This window comes from Caldicellulosiruptor changbaiensis, assembly GCF_003999255.1.
Lineage (GTDB): Bacteria > Bacillota > Thermoanaerobacteria > Caldicellulosiruptorales > Caldicellulosiruptoraceae > Caldicellulosiruptor > Caldicellulosiruptor changbaiensis.
Map to the genome: position 1 here is coordinate 935439 of NZ_CP034791.1, position 14839 is coordinate 950277.

Annotated in this window: 14 protein-coding genes and 1 tRNA gene; 12 read left to right on the forward strand and 3 right to left on the reverse strand. The window is 36.2% G+C overall.

Annotated elements, in window-relative coordinates; translation table 11 throughout:
* Positions 1 to 98: 98 nt before the first annotated feature.
* Together ELD05_RS04300 and ELD05_RS04305 are read right to left on the reverse strand one after the other, a co-directional pair.
* A complete protein-coding gene (locus tag ELD05_RS04300) occupies positions 99 to 752 on the reverse strand; it encodes a YARHG domain-containing protein (protein ID WP_127351502.1) in 654 nt (217 codons plus the stop codon).
* Between the two features lie 252 nt (positions 753 to 1004).
* Positions 1005 to 1081 (reverse strand) — tRNA-Arg (locus ELD05_RS04305).
* A 174-nt stretch (positions 1082 to 1255) separates the two neighbouring features.
* On the opposite strand from ELD05_RS04305, the gene serS reads away from it, so the two are divergent.
* Positions 1256 to 2518 (forward strand): serine--tRNA ligase, encoded by a 1263-nt coding sequence (gene serS, locus ELD05_RS04310; protein WP_127351503.1) that lies wholly within the window; start codon positions 1256 to 1258, stop codon positions 2516 to 2518.
* Between the two features lie 36 nt (positions 2519 to 2554).
* On the opposite strand, the gene ELD05_RS04315 is transcribed toward serS, so the two are convergent.
* Positions 2555 to 3253 carry a TVP38/TMEM64 family protein gene (locus ELD05_RS04315; RefSeq protein WP_127351504.1) on the reverse strand — a complete coding sequence of 233 codons (699 nt, stop codon included), beginning with the start codon at positions 3251 to 3253 and terminating at the stop codon, positions 2555 to 2557.
* 225 nt (positions 3254 to 3478) lie between these two features.
* Here ELD05_RS04315 and ELD05_RS04320 point away from each other — a divergent pair, with 225 nt between their 5' ends.
* From ELD05_RS04320 to ELD05_RS04370, 11 genes are all read left to right on the forward strand, one after another.
* Positions 3479 to 4054, forward strand: a complete 576-nt coding sequence (locus ELD05_RS04320; protein WP_127351505.1) for a 2-oxoacid:acceptor oxidoreductase family protein — start codon at positions 3479 to 3481, stop codon at positions 4052 to 4054.
* The gene (locus ELD05_RS04325; protein ID WP_127351506.1) at positions 4054 to 4353 is read left to right on the forward strand and encodes a 4Fe-4S binding protein; all 300 of its coding nucleotides are present in this window, start codon (positions 4054 to 4056) and stop codon (positions 4351 to 4353) included. The genes ELD05_RS04320 and ELD05_RS04325 overlap by 1 nt, the downstream gene beginning before the upstream one ends.
* Before the next feature lie 27 nt (positions 4354 to 4380).
* On the forward strand, positions 4381 to 5562 hold the full coding sequence (gene porA, locus ELD05_RS04330; RefSeq protein ID WP_127351507.1) for a pyruvate ferredoxin oxidoreductase: 1182 nt from the start codon (positions 4381 to 4383) through the stop codon (positions 5560 to 5562).
* 16 nt (positions 5563 to 5578) lie between these two features.
* Positions 5579 to 6517 (forward strand): thiamine pyrophosphate-dependent enzyme, encoded by a 939-nt coding sequence (locus ELD05_RS04335; RefSeq protein ID WP_127351508.1) that lies wholly within the window; start codon positions 5579 to 5581, stop codon positions 6515 to 6517.
* 150 nt (positions 6518 to 6667) lie between these two features.
* Positions 6668 to 7486 (forward strand): prephenate dehydratase, encoded by an 819-nt coding sequence (pheA, locus tag ELD05_RS04340; protein ID WP_011916998.1) that lies wholly within the window; start codon positions 6668 to 6670, stop codon positions 7484 to 7486.
* Positions 7487 to 7510: 24 nt separating this feature from the next.
* Positions 7511 to 8416, forward strand: a complete 906-nt coding sequence (locus ELD05_RS04345) for a DUF2232 domain-containing protein (RefSeq protein ID WP_127351509.1) — start codon at positions 7511 to 7513, stop codon at positions 8414 to 8416.
* On the forward strand, positions 8413 to 10416 hold the full coding sequence (locus ELD05_RS04350; protein ID WP_127351510.1) for a DHH family phosphoesterase: 2004 nt from the start codon (positions 8413 to 8415) through the stop codon (positions 10414 to 10416). The genes ELD05_RS04345 and ELD05_RS04350 overlap by 4 nt, the downstream gene beginning before the upstream one ends.
* 27 nt (positions 10417 to 10443) lie before the next feature.
* On the forward strand, positions 10444 to 10890 hold the full coding sequence (rplI, locus tag ELD05_RS04355) for a 50S ribosomal protein L9 (protein ID WP_127351511.1): 447 nt from the start codon (positions 10444 to 10446) through the stop codon (positions 10888 to 10890).
* An 18-nt stretch (positions 10891 to 10908) separates the two neighbouring features.
* A complete protein-coding gene (dnaB, locus tag ELD05_RS04360; RefSeq protein WP_127351512.1) occupies positions 10909 to 12255 on the forward strand; it encodes a replicative DNA helicase in 1347 nt (448 codons plus the stop codon).
* A gap of 20 nt (positions 12256 to 12275) precedes the next feature.
* Positions 12276 to 13526, forward strand: a complete 1251-nt coding sequence (locus tag ELD05_RS04365; protein WP_127351513.1) for an adenosylhomocysteinase — start codon at positions 12276 to 12278, stop codon at positions 13524 to 13526.
* Positions 13527 to 13529: 3 nt separating this feature from the next.
* A complete protein-coding gene (locus tag ELD05_RS04370) occupies positions 13530 to 14816 on the forward strand; it encodes an amidohydrolase (protein ID WP_127351514.1) in 1287 nt (428 codons plus the stop codon).
* Positions 14817 to 14839 lie beyond the last annotated feature (23 nt).

The following is a 14839-nucleotide window of genomic DNA, read 5'->3' on the forward strand; positions in this document are numbered from 1 at the left end:
TTGTGTTTTGTTGTGGTTTTCTCTTAAATTAAAATTATAACACAAGGGGGCTTTTTTCTTTTGTTACTATGTTTACTCTATATGGTTATTTCTTTTATTCAACAACCTCTAAAAAATTGATAAAAAATTGATGTATAATCATTGCTTGGACCTTCGTCAAAGATAACAATCTCTTTATAGTTGTCAGACTTGTCGATATCAACAATTGCAAATCTTTTCTGGAGGTTTGTATACAGTTCATTTGTTGTTAATTGATTATTTACCTGCAGAGAAAAACCTTTATTAATGATTTTGTAAGTGATAGATTCTTTTTTTCCATCGTTGTTTAAATCAAAATGAACTACTTTGTCTGCAGGGAAGAAAAGTATCTCGTCTTTATATTTGTTATCAACAAATAATTTGCTTTTATAATAATATTTTTCAAAGTATAAAATTAACATAACATTGTATTTTTCTATACTGTTGAGTTGATCAAAAGACACTTTTTTAATAGGCTTATACCATTTTTTAGATAGAAAATATTTTCGTAGTTCTTTGTTGTCAAAAATATGTCCATGTCTTGCAAAAATTTCGTTCCGAGCAATATTTAATTTTCTATATGCGTCAAGAGTATTAAAGATGTCTTCAGAAGTTAGTTTTTTGATATGACTTTGAGGAAAAACAAAATCATCATTTGCAACTGTCTTAATTGGACAGGTAAATATAAGAACAAGAAACAATAGTGTAAAGATGAATAAACGCAATTTAAACATATAATTCCTCCTTTCATTATTGATTTTATAATCGTTCCACAGTTCATAATTATTGCAAAGTATTTCTTTAAAAAGATATACTATTTATGTAGAAAAGTCAATATACAATAAAAATTTCAGTATAATTTAAATAAACTAAACAATGATTTACAAAGACTTGGCAACTAATGTAATCTAAAACCTGGAATAATACAATACCACCTTAAGAGAGTATCTGCGAAAAGAAAAAAAGAAGTGTTTTAGAAAGGTTAATGGTGCGCCCGAGAGGACTCGAACCTCCGGCACATGGTTTAGGAAACCATTGCTCTATCCTGCTGAGCTACGGGCGCATCTTTTTAAATTTTGCAAATAATATAATACAACATTTCTTGGGGTTTGTAAAGTGGCAGCTTTTTGTGATAAAATATTTACAAGCTCTGAAAACACTGATAAGATTTAAACTATAGATAACTTTATAATCAACCTTAGAAAAATAACTTAACTATAGAAGGAGAGACCATAAAATGCTTGATTTAAAGTTTATAAGATCAAACCCAGAAAAAGTCCAAGAAGGGCTCAATAAAAGAAATAAGGATATTTCAATTACTCCTATTTTAGAACTTGACGAGAAGAGAAGAAAACTTCTTGCAGAAGTAGAAAAAATGAAAGCCACTCAAAATCAAAAGTCAAAAGAGATTCCAAAGCTTAAAAAGGAAGGAAAAGACACAACAGAGCTTATGAATGAGCTAAAAGAGTTGTCTGATAAAATTAAAGAGCTAGATAGCCAGGTTAAAGAAGTCGAGGATGAGATAGAAAGGATTTTGCTAACCATTCCCAATATTCCTCATGAGTCTGTACCGATTGGCAAGGACGATACAGAGAACGTTGAGGTGCGCAGATGGGGAGAGCCAAGGGTTCCTGATTTTGAGATAAAGCCTCACTGGGAAATAGGAGAAAAATTAGGGATTTTAGATTTTGAAAGAGCCTCAAAAGTTTCAGGTAGCCGCTTTACATTTTACAGAGGGCTTGGTGCAAGGCTTGAGAGAGCCTTAATTAACTTTATGCTTGACCTTCACATAGAAAAACACGGCTATGTTGAGCTTTTCCCACCATTTTTGGTTGCAAGAAAATCTATGATTGGCACAGGGCAGCTTCCAAAGTTTGAAGAAGATGCTTTTAAAACAACAGATGATTACTTTTTGATTCCAACTGCGGAGGTGCCTGTTACAAACTACCACAGAGAAGAGATACTAAAAGAAGAAGACTTGCCAATAAAATATGTTGCCTACTCTGCATGTTTTAGGGCAGAGGCTGGTGCTGCTGGCAAAGACACAAGAGGGCTTATTCGCCAGCATCAGTTTAACAAGGTTGAGCTTGTAAAGTTTGCAAAACCAGAAGATTCTTATGATGAGCTTGAAAAGCTTACAGCCGATGCTGAGGATGTGCTAAAGCACTTAGGATTACCATACAGGGTTGTTTTGCTTTGTTCAGGTGATTTAGGATTTTCGTCTGCAAAGACGTACGACATTGAAGTTTGGATGCCAAGTTACGGAAGGTATGTTGAAATTTCATCTTGTTCTAATTTTGAAAGCTATCAAGCAAGAAGAGCAAATATCAGGTTTAGAAGAAAAGATGGAAAGCTCGACTTTGTCCACACATTAAATGGCTCAGGTCTTGCAGTGGGCAGAACTGTTGCAGCAATACTTGAAAACTTCCAGCAAAAGGACGGGAGTGTAGTTGTGCCTGAGGTTTTAAGAAAGTATATGGGCACAGACATTATAAAGTAAAAAAACAGAAAAGGTAGCAGCCTTTTAAAAAGGCTGCTACCTTTTTTTATGAACAAGAGAAGATATCTTTTTTATAATTTTTTCATGGTAAACAAGACCGATTATGAAAAGAACAATTGCCACAACTGCAACTGCGATTGCAACTTCATAATTTTTCTTTTCTAAATTGCTGCCAAAATAAGATGAAAAGAAAATTCCAGGGAATCTTGCAATGGCTGTTATTATGAAGAAATTAATAGGTTTAATTGGAGAAAGTCCAGCAATGTACACCAGTATATCTTTTGGTATTCCAGGAATTAAAAATAGAAGAAATATCACTGCCTCAATTTTTGGCGAGTTTATTACAAAGTAAAATTTTTCTAAACTTTTCTCTGATACAATTTTTTTGATTAAGTTATATCCTAAAAGTCGGGAAAGACAAAAGACTATTACTGAACCGAGCATTATCCCAGTGAGTGAGTAAAAAGTGCCCGCGAAAGTTCCATAGATGTATCCACCAGAGACCTGAACAGCTTCACCTGGAATAACTGACACTACAACTTGTAGAACCTGGAAAAGTATAAAAACCAGTACGCCCCACTTTCCATAAGAAAGTACCCAATCTCTGAATTTGCTTGGGCTTGATGTGAGTGCTATTATTTGTTTTGAATACTTTGCTCCAACTAAGACAATTGCAATTAAAAAAAGTAATATTGCAATAATGTTTAACACAATTTTAGCATTTTTGCCCTTCACTTTCTCCCTCCACAAGCTTCTTTTAAAAATTTTTCATCGAAAATAACTATACCCTATATACAAAAACAAATCAAGCCATATAACAAATAATTACAGTTATGGTGTATTCAAAAATATGTTGATTTTTTAACATTTAAAATATATAATAAAAGGGTAGTATTAAATATTGATTCTCTTGATAGTTCAAATAAAAGACTGTAACGTTTTAAAAAAGGAGGTACGAACATGGGCAAGATGATTGAAATAAGATGGCACGGAAGAGGTGGACAGGGTGCCAAGACAGCGTCACTGCTTTTAGCAGAGGCAGCTTTCAACACAGGGAAATACGTTCAAGGATTTCCTGAATATGGTCCTGAGCGAATGGGTGCCCCAATCACAGCTTACAACAGAATAAGCGATGAGAGAATTACAATCCATAGCAACATCTATGAACCAGACTATGTTGTGGTTGTTGATGAGACACTCATTGGCAGTGTTGACGTTACAAAAGGGCTCAAAAAAGATGGTGCAATCATTGTAAACACTCCAAAGTCTCCAGATGAGATCAAGAAGCTTTTAGGTGACTTTGATGGCAAGGTTTACACAATCGACGCAAGAAAGATTTCTATAGAGTGCTTGGGCAAGTATTTCCCAAATATCCCAGTGTTGGGTGCTGTTATTAAGGTAACAGGCATTATTCCTGAAAATGAAGCTATTAAGGATATGGAGGAGTCACTCAAGCACAAGTTTGCAACCAAACCAGATGTTATAGAGGGTAACTTAAAGGCGTTTGTTAGAGGAATGCAGGAGGTGCAAGGATAATGAGAAAGATGAAGATAACAGAAGAGGTTACATGGAAGGAGATAACCCCAGCGGGTGTAATCATCGACCCAGGCAATGCAGAGGATTTCAAAACAGGCGACTGGAGAACAATGAGACCTGTTTGGCATGAAGATAAATGCAAGCAGTGCCTATTTTGCTTCTATGTATGTCCAGATTCATCTATAAAGGTTGAAAATGGCAAGATGATTGGCGTTGATTATGACCATTGCAAAGGTTGTGGCGTTTGCACAGAGGTTTGCCCATTTAAGGCTTTTGACTTTGTAGAAGAACAGAAGTAAGAATTTAATAGAGGAGGGAATAGAATAATGGCAATTCGTGATAGACTTAGCGGTAACGAGGCAATAGCGTATGCTATGAGACAGATAAACCCTGATGTTGTTGCCGCGTTTCCAATAACACCTTCAACTGAGGTACCACAGTATTTTTCTCAATTTGTTGCAAATGGTGAGGTAGATACAGAGTTTGTTGCTGTTGAGTCTGAGCACAGTGCAATGAGTGCTTGTATCGGTGCTTCAGCAGCAGGTGCTCGAACAATGACAGCTACATCCTCACAAGGTTTAGCTCTGATGTGGGAGATGCTATATATTGCTGCTTCAATGAGACTTCCGATAGTAATGGCGGTTATAAATAGAGCACTTTCTGGTCCTATCAATATTCACAATGACCATTCAGACTCAATGGGTGCAAGAGACAGTGGATGGATTCAGATTTATTGCGAAAACAATCAAGAGGCATATGACTCTTTGATTCAGGCAATCCGGATTGCAGAGCACAAGGATGTAAGACTTCCTGTTATGGTATGTTATGATGGATTTATCACAAGCCATGCTGTTGAGAATATAGAACTTTTAGAAGATGAGGTTGTCAGAAACTTCATCGGTGAGTACAATCCTGAATATTACCTTTTGAATGAACAAAATCCAATTTCAATGGGTCCGTTAGACTTGCCACCGTACTACTTTGAACACAAAAGACAACAAGCAGAGGCTATGAGAAATGCAAAGAAGGTAGTTTTAGAGGTAGCTGATGAGTTTGCAAAGATAAGTGGAAGAAAGTATGGACTTTTTGAAACCTATAAACTTGATGATGCTGAGGTTGCAATTGTTGTTATGAACTCAACAGCAGGAACGGCTAAAGCTGTGGTTGACGAGTACAGAAGCAAAGGATACAAGGTAGGTTTGCTTAAGCCAAGGCTTTTCAGACCATTCCCAGTTGAAGAGATTGTAGGGGCACTTAAGCACCTTAAAGCAATTGCTGTAATGGACAAGACAGACAGCTTTAACGCTGCAGGTGGTCCTCTATTTACAGAGGTTACAAGTGCTCTTTATGGTAGAGCAGATGGCATCAAAGTTATCAACTACATTTATGGTCTTGGTGGAAGAGATGTTAAAACCGATGACATTGCTAAGATATATGACAGACTTCTTGACATTGTCAAAACAGGCAATGTTGGAGAAGTTTACAACTACATTGGCGTGAGAGAATAAGGAGGTGCGCTTTAAAATGGCATACAATATAAAAGAGCTTGCTGCAAGACCTGAAAGATTTACAGGCGGGCACAGAATGTGCGCAGGCTGCGGTGCGCCCGTTGCTGTAAGAGCAATTTTAAGAGCTTTAAAGCCAGAAGACAGAGCAGTTGTTGGTGTTGCAACAGGTTGTTTGGAGGTTTCAAGCTGTATTTATCCGTACACAGCATGGAAGGATTCATTTATCCACAGTGCATTTGAAAACGCTGCTGCAACAATTGCAGGTGCTGAGGCAGCGTACAGGGTTTTGAAGAAAAAAGGAAAAGTTCAAGGTGAATTTAAATTCATCGCATTCGGTGGCGATGGTGGAACATACGATATAGGTCTTCAGTCGCTTTCCGGTGCAATGGAAAGAGGTCACAACATGGTATATGTTTGCTATGACAACGGTGCTTATATGAACACAGGTATCCAGCGATCTTCTGCAACACCGCTTTATGCTGATACAACAACCTCACCCCAAGGAAAAGTTTTACCTGGTAAGATGCAATGGAGAAAAGATTTGACCGAGATAATGGTTGCACATGGTATCCCATATGTTGCTCAAACAGCTTTTATTACTCCAAATATGAAAGATTTGATTGAAAAGGCTGAAAAGGCTTTATACACAGATGGACCCGCATTTTTGAATGTTTTGGCTCCATGTCCAAGAGGTTGGAGATATGAAACATCAAAGCTAATTGAAATTTCAAAACTTGCAGTTGATACATGCTTCTGGCCACTCTACGAGGTTGTAAATGGGCAGTATCGTCTCACATACAAGCCAAAAGAAAAGCTTCCTGTTGTTGAGTTCTTAAAGACACAGGGGAGATTCAGACACCTATTCAAGAAAGGAAATGAGCATCTAATTGAGCAGATTCAGCAGGAAGTTGATAGAAGATGGGAGAGACTTTTAGAGCTTTGTGGTGAAAAGTAAAGTTTTTATAATATAAATGGGCTTTCCAAAAGGGTTCTTTGGCCGCAAGTTTACTGGTCAAAGGACCTTTTTTGTTTAACTTTATTTTGAGCCTTTAATACTTATAAAATCAATGTTAAAATATATAAAAAGCAGATTTGAGGTGAAAAGGTGAAGGTTGCCTATTTAGGTCCCATTGGTTCGTATTCTTATGAAGCTGCAAAAAGATTTATAAAAGATGAAAATATAGACCTCCTACCTTGTGATACAATAGATGATGTATTTGAGGTTGTAGATGAGGATGAAAAAACCTATGGTGTTGTACCTGTTGAGAATTCCATTGAAGGAAGCGTATCAACAACACTTGACAATCTTTTGAGAGCAGATGTTTATATCATAAGAGAAATAGTTTTAAAGGTTGAGCATTACCTCTGTAGCAGAGAGAATACAAAGAAGATAAGGTCGATTGCTTCACATCCGCAGGCATTTTCACAATGTCATGACTATCTAAGACAAAATTACAAGGGCGCAGAGCTAATACAGGTAAACAGTACATCGTATGCGGCAAGGATGTGCGCAGAGGGTAAGGTTGATGCCGCCATCTGTTCGCTCTTTGCAGCAAAGCAAAATAACCTGCAGATTATAGATGGACCAATAAATCATGACAATAACTTTACAAGGTTTTTTGTTTTGAATAAGATTCCTAATTTTGAAAGAGGAGAAAAGAACAAGACATCAATAATATTCTCAACATATGACAAACCTGGAAGTTTATATAAGATTTTAGCCATATTTAATCTATATGATTTAAATTTAACTAAAATAGAATCAAGACCGGCAAAGACAAGTCTTGGCGAGTATGTTTTTTTTGTTGATATTGATGGGTTTATAGATGAAGAGGATGTGAGTGATGCTCTAAAAGTTGTGCAGAGAAAGTCTGCATTTTATAAGCTTCTTGGGTCTTATTCGGTAATTACAGAAGTAAACTAAAAAATGAGGATGGATGAGAAGAGTATGAAGAAGTTGGCAAAAGAATTTTTATTTATTAGTGTTTTTGCTCTGCTTCAATTTGTATTATTTTTATCACAGTTTAATCCTCTGCTGCTACTTTTATTTGTTCATTTATATACTTTATTTTCTAAAGAAAATTTTATTCCAAGGGTTATAATCTCATATGTCTTTGCAAGTATTGGACTTATGTTGATGAGTAAAGTTCCAATAGCATTTGTGTATCTTTTGATTATCTACATTGTACCGGTTACAGTTTATATTGTTTTAAAATACGTAAAAAGCTATATATTGGATATTTTAACTCTGGCAGTTGGGTTTTTGATACATCTGGTTTTTACAATAAAGGCAATCAAAAGTTTGTATAGGATTGACGTTATAAATGAAATGATTTTGTTTTTAAAGAAAATTCTTGAGGGATATTTTAAAGCTTTAAACGAAGATGTTTTGCTTGACAAGTTTGCTGAATTTTTAAAACTCATGGTACCAAGTTTTGTCATAGTAGTAGCAATTACACTTGGTTTTATTGCCTACTATATTCTAAAATGGACTGCAAAAAGGTTAAAAATTGAAAGGGATTTTCTGAGCTTTGAAAATCTATTTATGCCAAAAGAAGTTACAATAGGTGTTATTATATTTTATATACTTTCCTTCTTCCTGACACAGGTGAGTCTATTGTACATTGTTGTCAGCAACATGATAATAATTCTCTTATGGCTTCTTTTTATCCAATCCCTTTCTTTAATATATGCAATTATTACTGAGAAGATTTCTTCGCCATTTTTTAGAGGCTGGATGATGATTGTTATTATAATTTTTAGTTTTCAAATTTTACCGATAATGTTTTTAATCGGCTTTTTAGATTTGGTATTTGATTTTAAGAAAAGAGGACCAAAGAAGGTGAAATTGTGAAAGATAAAAAAGCCCATTTTAAATTTGATTTTTCTGTTTCTCAAGCAGGTTTTGTACTTTCTCTTGTTTTTAATTTGGTAATTTTATACTATAACCTTCAAATTGGCATCATCTGCTTTTCGCTTATAATCTTACTTGCAGCATACAATATTACGATAAACAGAAAGAAAAATAGACAGTTATTAGAATTTATCGAGACATTGACACTAAACATTGATACAGCGTCAAAAGACACACTTTTAAAATTCCCTTTGCCTATACTTATAACAGAGTACAACGGAGACATTATATGGCATAACCAGAAGTTTCTGGAAATATCAAAAAACAAGAGGCTAATTGGAAAAAATCTAAAAGATGAACTTCCAGAACTTTATCAGGCAATTTTAGATAACAAGCCAAGGCTGGATAGTTTTGAGTATCAGAGCTATTTTTTCAATGTCTTTATTACTCTTGTTGAGGTAGAGGGAGAGAAAAACGACAAAAGGTATTTGAGGCTTTTTTACTTTATTGACATAACAGATTATGTTGCACTTCAGAAAACTTTTGAACTTCAGAATGTGGTCTTTGGATATCTTACGATTGACAACTACGACGATGTTTTAAATTCTGCACCGGAGGTTTCAAAATCGAACATTGCATCTGAGATTGAAAGGCGGGTCATGGACTGGTTTTATAACCAGATAAGGTCTGATGTGTTTTTGATGAAATATGAAAGAGACAAGTACCTTTTCATCTGTAATACAGAAGCGTTTTACAAAATGCAAGAAAGAAGATTTAATATACTTGATCAGATAAAAGAGGTAAACTTGTATAATCGAATAATTCCTACAATAAGCTGTGGTATTGGAATAAGAGATGACTCTATATTCCAAGCTCAAAAAGATGCAAAAACAGCGCTGGACATGGCACTTTCACGTGGTGGCGACCAGCTTGTGGTTTTCTACAATGGAAAGTTTGAATTTTATGGCGGGAAGACAAAAGAGCATGAAAAACGCTCAAAAGTCCGCTCACGTGTCATGGCACAGACTATAAAAGAAATTATAAAGCACTCTGACAAGGTTTTTATCATGGGCCATCAGTATTTTGACTTAGACTGTTTAGGTGCCTCAGTTGGTCTTGCGAAACTTTGCTTAAATTTAAACAAGGAGACATATATTGTTATAAATTCTTTTAACCCAACTATAAAGGATTTCGTTGAAATGATAAAATCAGATTCTCAATATGAAAACATGATAATTGACGAGCAAAAGGCGCTCAAGCTAAAGACAAAAAATTCACTTTTGTTTGTTGTTGATACGCAGAGGATAAGTTACGTTGATATGCCAAATATGATTCTGAGTTTTGAGAAGATAATTGTAATTGACCATCACAGAAGAGCAGCTGACTGGATTGAACAAGCTCTCATTTGCTATTCAGAGACATATGCATCGTCTGTATCAGAGCTCGTTGCTGAGCTTTTGAGTTATGAAGGAATAAAGCTCAAAAAAGTTGAAGCAGAAATTATGCTTGCTGGTATTATGATTGACACGCGAGGGTTTACCAAAAATGTAGGTGTTAGGACATTTGAGGTTGCAACATACCTTAGAGAAAATGAGGCATTGCCTGAGAATATAAAGGAATATCTAAAAGAGGACTTGGAAGACTTCATTTTAAAGCACCAGCTTATATCAAATGCACAGGTACTTTATGGAAATATTGCAGTTGTTATTGATTATTCACAAACTTGCAGGAATAATGTTATAATAGCAAAGGTAGCAGATGAGCTTTTGAATATAAAAGGGATTGATGCATCTTTTGTAGTCTGCAAAATAGACAACACAGTATTAATTAGTGCCCGGTCAAACGGCAAGATAAATGTCCAGCTAATTTTAGAAAAAATAGGTGGTGGCGGACACTTGGAGACAGCAGGTAGCAAGCTTGAAAATGTAACCTTGGAAGAGGCAAAAGATATACTTTTCGAAGCAATTGATGAATACATTATGGAAAATCAAAAAACTTAAAAATAAAAAAGGGGAGTAGGTTTTGCTATGAAAGTTGTGCTTCTTCAGGATGTCAAGGGCTTGGGTAAAAAAGACTCAATTGTTGAAGTAAATGATGGGTATGCAAGAAATTACTTAATTCCAAGAAAGCTCGCAGCACCTTTAACAGAGGGGTTAGAAAAGCACATAAAAGAAAAGAAAGAGGCTGAGCAGAAGAAAAAAGAAAAAGAGCTTATGCTTGCCAAAGAGCTTGCAGACAAGCTTGAGAAAAATTACGTAATTATAAAAGCGAAAGCAGGTGAAAACGGAAAACTCTTTGGGTCTATTACAAACAAAGAGATAGCTGATGAGATAAAAAGACAGCTTGGAATTGACATTGACAAGAAAAAGGTTGATCTTGAAGATCCAATAAAACAAATTGGAAGTTATGAGGTTTCAATTAGGCTTTATCAGGGCGTTTTGGCAAAGCTGAAAGTCCATGTGACCTCAAGCTAAAGAGGAAGTGATTTGACCATGGAACCTGATATTCTCCAAAGCCACAGTGAAATGCCAGAAAGCCGCGAGGCAGAAGAGGCTGTTGTGGGGGCAATGCTTCTTGACAAAGAGGTAATATCTGACATCACAGAGATTTTGACAGAAGAAGATTTTGCAACCCCACAGCTAAAAGAAGTTTTTGCGGCTATCATGGACCTTTTTGAAGAGGGTAAGCCCATAGATGTTATAACAGTTTCAGAACGGCTAAGGGAAAGAGGAAGCTTTGAGGCGGTTGGTGGAAGTGAATATTTGACAAATCTTGTTATAAACACGCCAACATCTGCAAATGCTACATATTATGCAAAAATTGTTGAGGAAAAGTCGCTACTTAGAAAGCTTATAAACTCATCAATGAAGATAATAGAAAAGTGTAAAAGCCAGACAGAAAGAGTTGAAGATATAGTTGATTTTGCTGAAAAGACTATCTTCAATGTGATTTCTCACAAAAGCTCAAGAGATTTTTCTCATTTAAAAGAAATATTAATTGAAACATACAATAAGATAGAGGAACTGTATCTCAGAAAATCACATATCATAGGTGTGCCAACAGGATTTGCTGAATTTGACAGAATGACAGCAGGGCTTCAGCCATCAGATCTGATTTTGATTGCTGCAAGGCCTGCAATGGGCAAGACAAGCTTTGCACTTAACATTGTCCAGCATGCAGCCTTAAGGGCAGGTGTTCCTGTTGCTATATTTTCGCTTGAGATGTCAAAAGAACAGCTTGTAACCCGTATGATTTGCTCAGAAGCAATGATAGACAGTCACAAACTTCGTACTGGCAACTTAGAGGATGAAGAGTGGAAAAAGTTTGCAAAGGCTTTGGCACTTTTGTCAAATGCTCCAATTTATATTGACGACACACCTGCCATAACAGTTAGCGAGATGAGGGCAAAGTGCAGAAGGCTAAAACTAAAAGAAAAGGGACTTGGACTTGTTATGGTTGACTATTTGCAGCTTATGACTGCTCGCGGCAGGTTTGAGAGCAAACAACAGGAGATTGCCGAGATTTCAAGGTCATTAAAAGCCTTGGCAAGAGAGCTAAATGTCCCAGTACTTGCTCTTTCACAGCTGTCCCGTGCACCTGAAACAAGGGCTGACCACAGACCGATTCTCTCTGACCTTCGTGAAAGTGGTGCAATTGAGCAAGATGCTGACATTGTTGCGTTTTTGTACAGGGATGAGTATTACAATCCTGACACTGACAAAAAACACATAGCAGAGCTTATAATTGCAAAGCATAGAAATGGTCCGACCGGAACAATTGAGCTTTTGTTCTTGGACAAGCATACAAAGTTCAAGGACTTAGAAAAAAACAGAGTATAAATAAACTAAAAAAGGATGTGGTGTTGTTGGCAATCATAAAAGACCATTGTCTATGGGAAGAAGGGCTGAGGAAGATTCTGTGGGCAAAGAGGTTTATGCCTATACTTGAACAGATAAGAAAAGATTATATTAATAAAAAACCTTTAAACGGTATAAATGTGGCAATCTCGGTTCATCTTGAGGCAAAAACGGCAAATTTGGCACTGCTTTTGAAAGACCTTGGAGCAAATGTGTATGTGACAGGCTCAAACCCTTTGTCAACACAAGACGATATTGCAGCAGCGCTTGTGCATGAGGGTATTGAAGTCTTTGCAATAAGAGGCGCAACTGAAGAAGAATACTTTTACCATCTTGAAAAGACGCTTGAAAATGATATTAGGCTGATAATAGACGACGGTGGTGATTTGACATACCTTCTTCACACAAAACTTGAAAACCTCTCTGATAAGATAATGGGCGGATGTGAGGAAACAACAACAGGTATAATAAGACTAAAAGCATTAGAAAAGGATGGAAAGCTTAAATTCCCTATGATTGCAGTCAATAATGCATACTGCAAACACCTTTTTGACAACAGGTACGGTACAGGTCAGTCAACATGGGATGGGATTATAAGGACAACTAACATCACAGTTGCAGGAAAGTATGTTGTTGTTGCAGGGTATGGTTTTTGTGGCAAAGGCATTGCAAAAAGGGCTCAAGGTCTTGGCGCGAAGGTAATAGTGACAGAGGTTGACCCTATAAAGGCTTTAGAGGCGTATATGGACGGGTTTGAGGTAATGAAGATGGAAGATGCTGCAAAGATAGGTGATATATTTGTCACTGCAACAGGATGCAAGGATGTTATAAGATATGAGCACATTTTGAATATGAAAGATGGAGCAATTTTGAGTAATAGCGGACACTTTAACGTTGAAATTGACATAGAAACGCTTGAGAAAAAAGCTATAAAAATTTATGAAGCAAGGAAGAATATCACAGGTTACAAGCTTGAAAATGGCAAAGATGTATTTGTACTTGCAGAAGGCAGGCTTGTCAACCTTGCAGCAGCAGATGGCCATCCAATAGAGATTATGGATATGTCATTTGCCATTCAGGCACTTTGTACCATTTATGTTGCGCAAAATTACAAGAATTTGGATAAAAAAGTCTATCAGGTGCCAAGCGAAATTGATTCTTATGTAGCGATGGCTAAACTTAAATCGCTTGGAATTGAAATAGATAGGCTCACAAGCGAGCAGGAAAAATATCTTAATAGTTGGGAAGTGTAGATAATGGACTTATTAATAAAAGGTGCAACTATAATAACTCTTGATGGAGAGAATGAAGTTTTAAAAGGAGATATCTTGATTGAGAATGGCAAGATTTCAGAGATTTCACAAGGTATAGAACTATCAAAAGAGAAGATGTTTGCTACCAAGGTTATAAATGCAGAAAATCTCATTGCTCTGCCCGGATTTATAAATGCACATACTCACTGTGGTCAAACCATTTTGAGGTCGTATGCAGACGACCTTCCTCTTTATGAGTGGCTTTTTGAAAAGATTTTTCCTGCTGAGGAGAAATTAACAAAAGAGATAGTTTACTATTCCTCTTTGCTTGGTATTGCTGAGATGCTAAAATGTGGAACAACAATGTTTTTTGACATGTACTTTCATGAAGATATGACAGCAAAAGCAGCTCTTGAAACTGGAATCAAGGCTGTTTTGTCAAGAGGACTTCAAACAGATGAAAGACAGCAGCAGCGACTTGATGAGACAAAAGAATTGATTTATAATTATTCAAGCGACAAGATAAAGGTCTTCTTTGGACCTCATTCTGTGTATACCTGCTCATATGAGCTGCTTGAAAAAGTTGCTGAGCTATCAGAAGAATTTAACACTGGGATAATGATACACTTAAGCGAATCTGAAGATGAGGTAAACCAGTGTTATGAAAAATACGATATGTCGCCTGTGAAGCTATGCCAAAAAGCTGGGCTTTTTACAAGACCATGTATTGCAGCACACTGTGTGTATGTTGATGACGAGGACATTGAGATTTTAGCTGAAAATGGTGTCACAGCTGTTTACAATCCAACAAGCAATCTAAAGCTTGGCAATGGATTTGCTCCAGTTTTTAATTTGATTAAATCAGGTGTTAATGTTGCAATTGGCACAGATTCTGCAGCAAGCAACAACAACCTCAACATCTTAGAAGAGATTCACATTGCAGCACTTTTGGAAAAGGGAATGTATAGGCTTGCAGAGATATTAAAGGCGGAAGAGGTTTTGAAAATGACAACTGTAAATGCTGCGATGGCAGCAGATATTCACAACACAGGCAGACTAAAAAAGGGTTTTAGAGCTGATATTGTATTGATAAAAGCAAATGATTTAAATATGCTTCCTTGCTACAATCCTATTTCAAACATCGTTTATAGTAGCAATCCTTCAAATGTTTATGCTACAATTGTTGACGGTGAGATTTTATACATGGATGGAAAGCTTTTAACAATTGATGAAGAGTCATTAGTTAAAGAGATTAAGAGTATTGAGAAGGTTTTAAAAGAAAGCATATGATAAAACCTTTTTTGAAACCTTTT

Bases quoted from the DNA above. Each gene is read 5' to 3' on its own strand.
- serS (WP_127351503.1), top strand. From the start codon at position 1,256: ATGCTTGATTTAAAGTTTATAAGATCAAACCCAGAAAAAGTCCAAGAA.
- porA (WP_127351507.1), top strand. From the start codon at position 4,381: ATGGCAATTCGTGATAGACTTAGCGGTAACGAGGCAATAGCGTATGCT.
- ELD05_RS04345 (WP_127351509.1), top strand. From the start codon at position 7,511: ATGAAGAAGTTGGCAAAAGAATTTTTATTTATTAGTGTTTTTGCTCTG.
- ELD05_RS04335 (WP_127351508.1), top strand. From the start codon at position 5,579: ATGGCATACAATATAAAAGAGCTTGCTGCAAGACCTGAAAGATTTACA.
- ELD05_RS04300 (WP_127351502.1), bottom strand. From the start codon at position 752: ATGTTTAAATTGCGTTTATTCATCTTTACACTATTGTTTCTTGTTCTT.
- ELD05_RS04370 (WP_127351514.1), top strand. From the start codon at position 13,530: ATGGACTTATTAATAAAAGGTGCAACTATAATAACTCTTGATGGAGAG.
- ELD05_RS04325 (WP_127351506.1), top strand. From the start codon at position 4,054: ATGAGAAAGATGAAGATAACAGAAGAGGTTACATGGAAGGAGATAACC.
- dnaB (WP_127351512.1), top strand. From the start codon at position 10,909: ATGGAACCTGATATTCTCCAAAGCCACAGTGAAATGCCAGAAAGCCGC.
- rplI (WP_127351511.1), top strand. From the start codon at position 10,444: ATGAAAGTTGTGCTTCTTCAGGATGTCAAGGGCTTGGGTAAAAAAGAC.
- ELD05_RS04320 (WP_127351505.1), top strand. From the start codon at position 3,479: ATGGGCAAGATGATTGAAATAAGATGGCACGGAAGAGGTGGACAGGGT.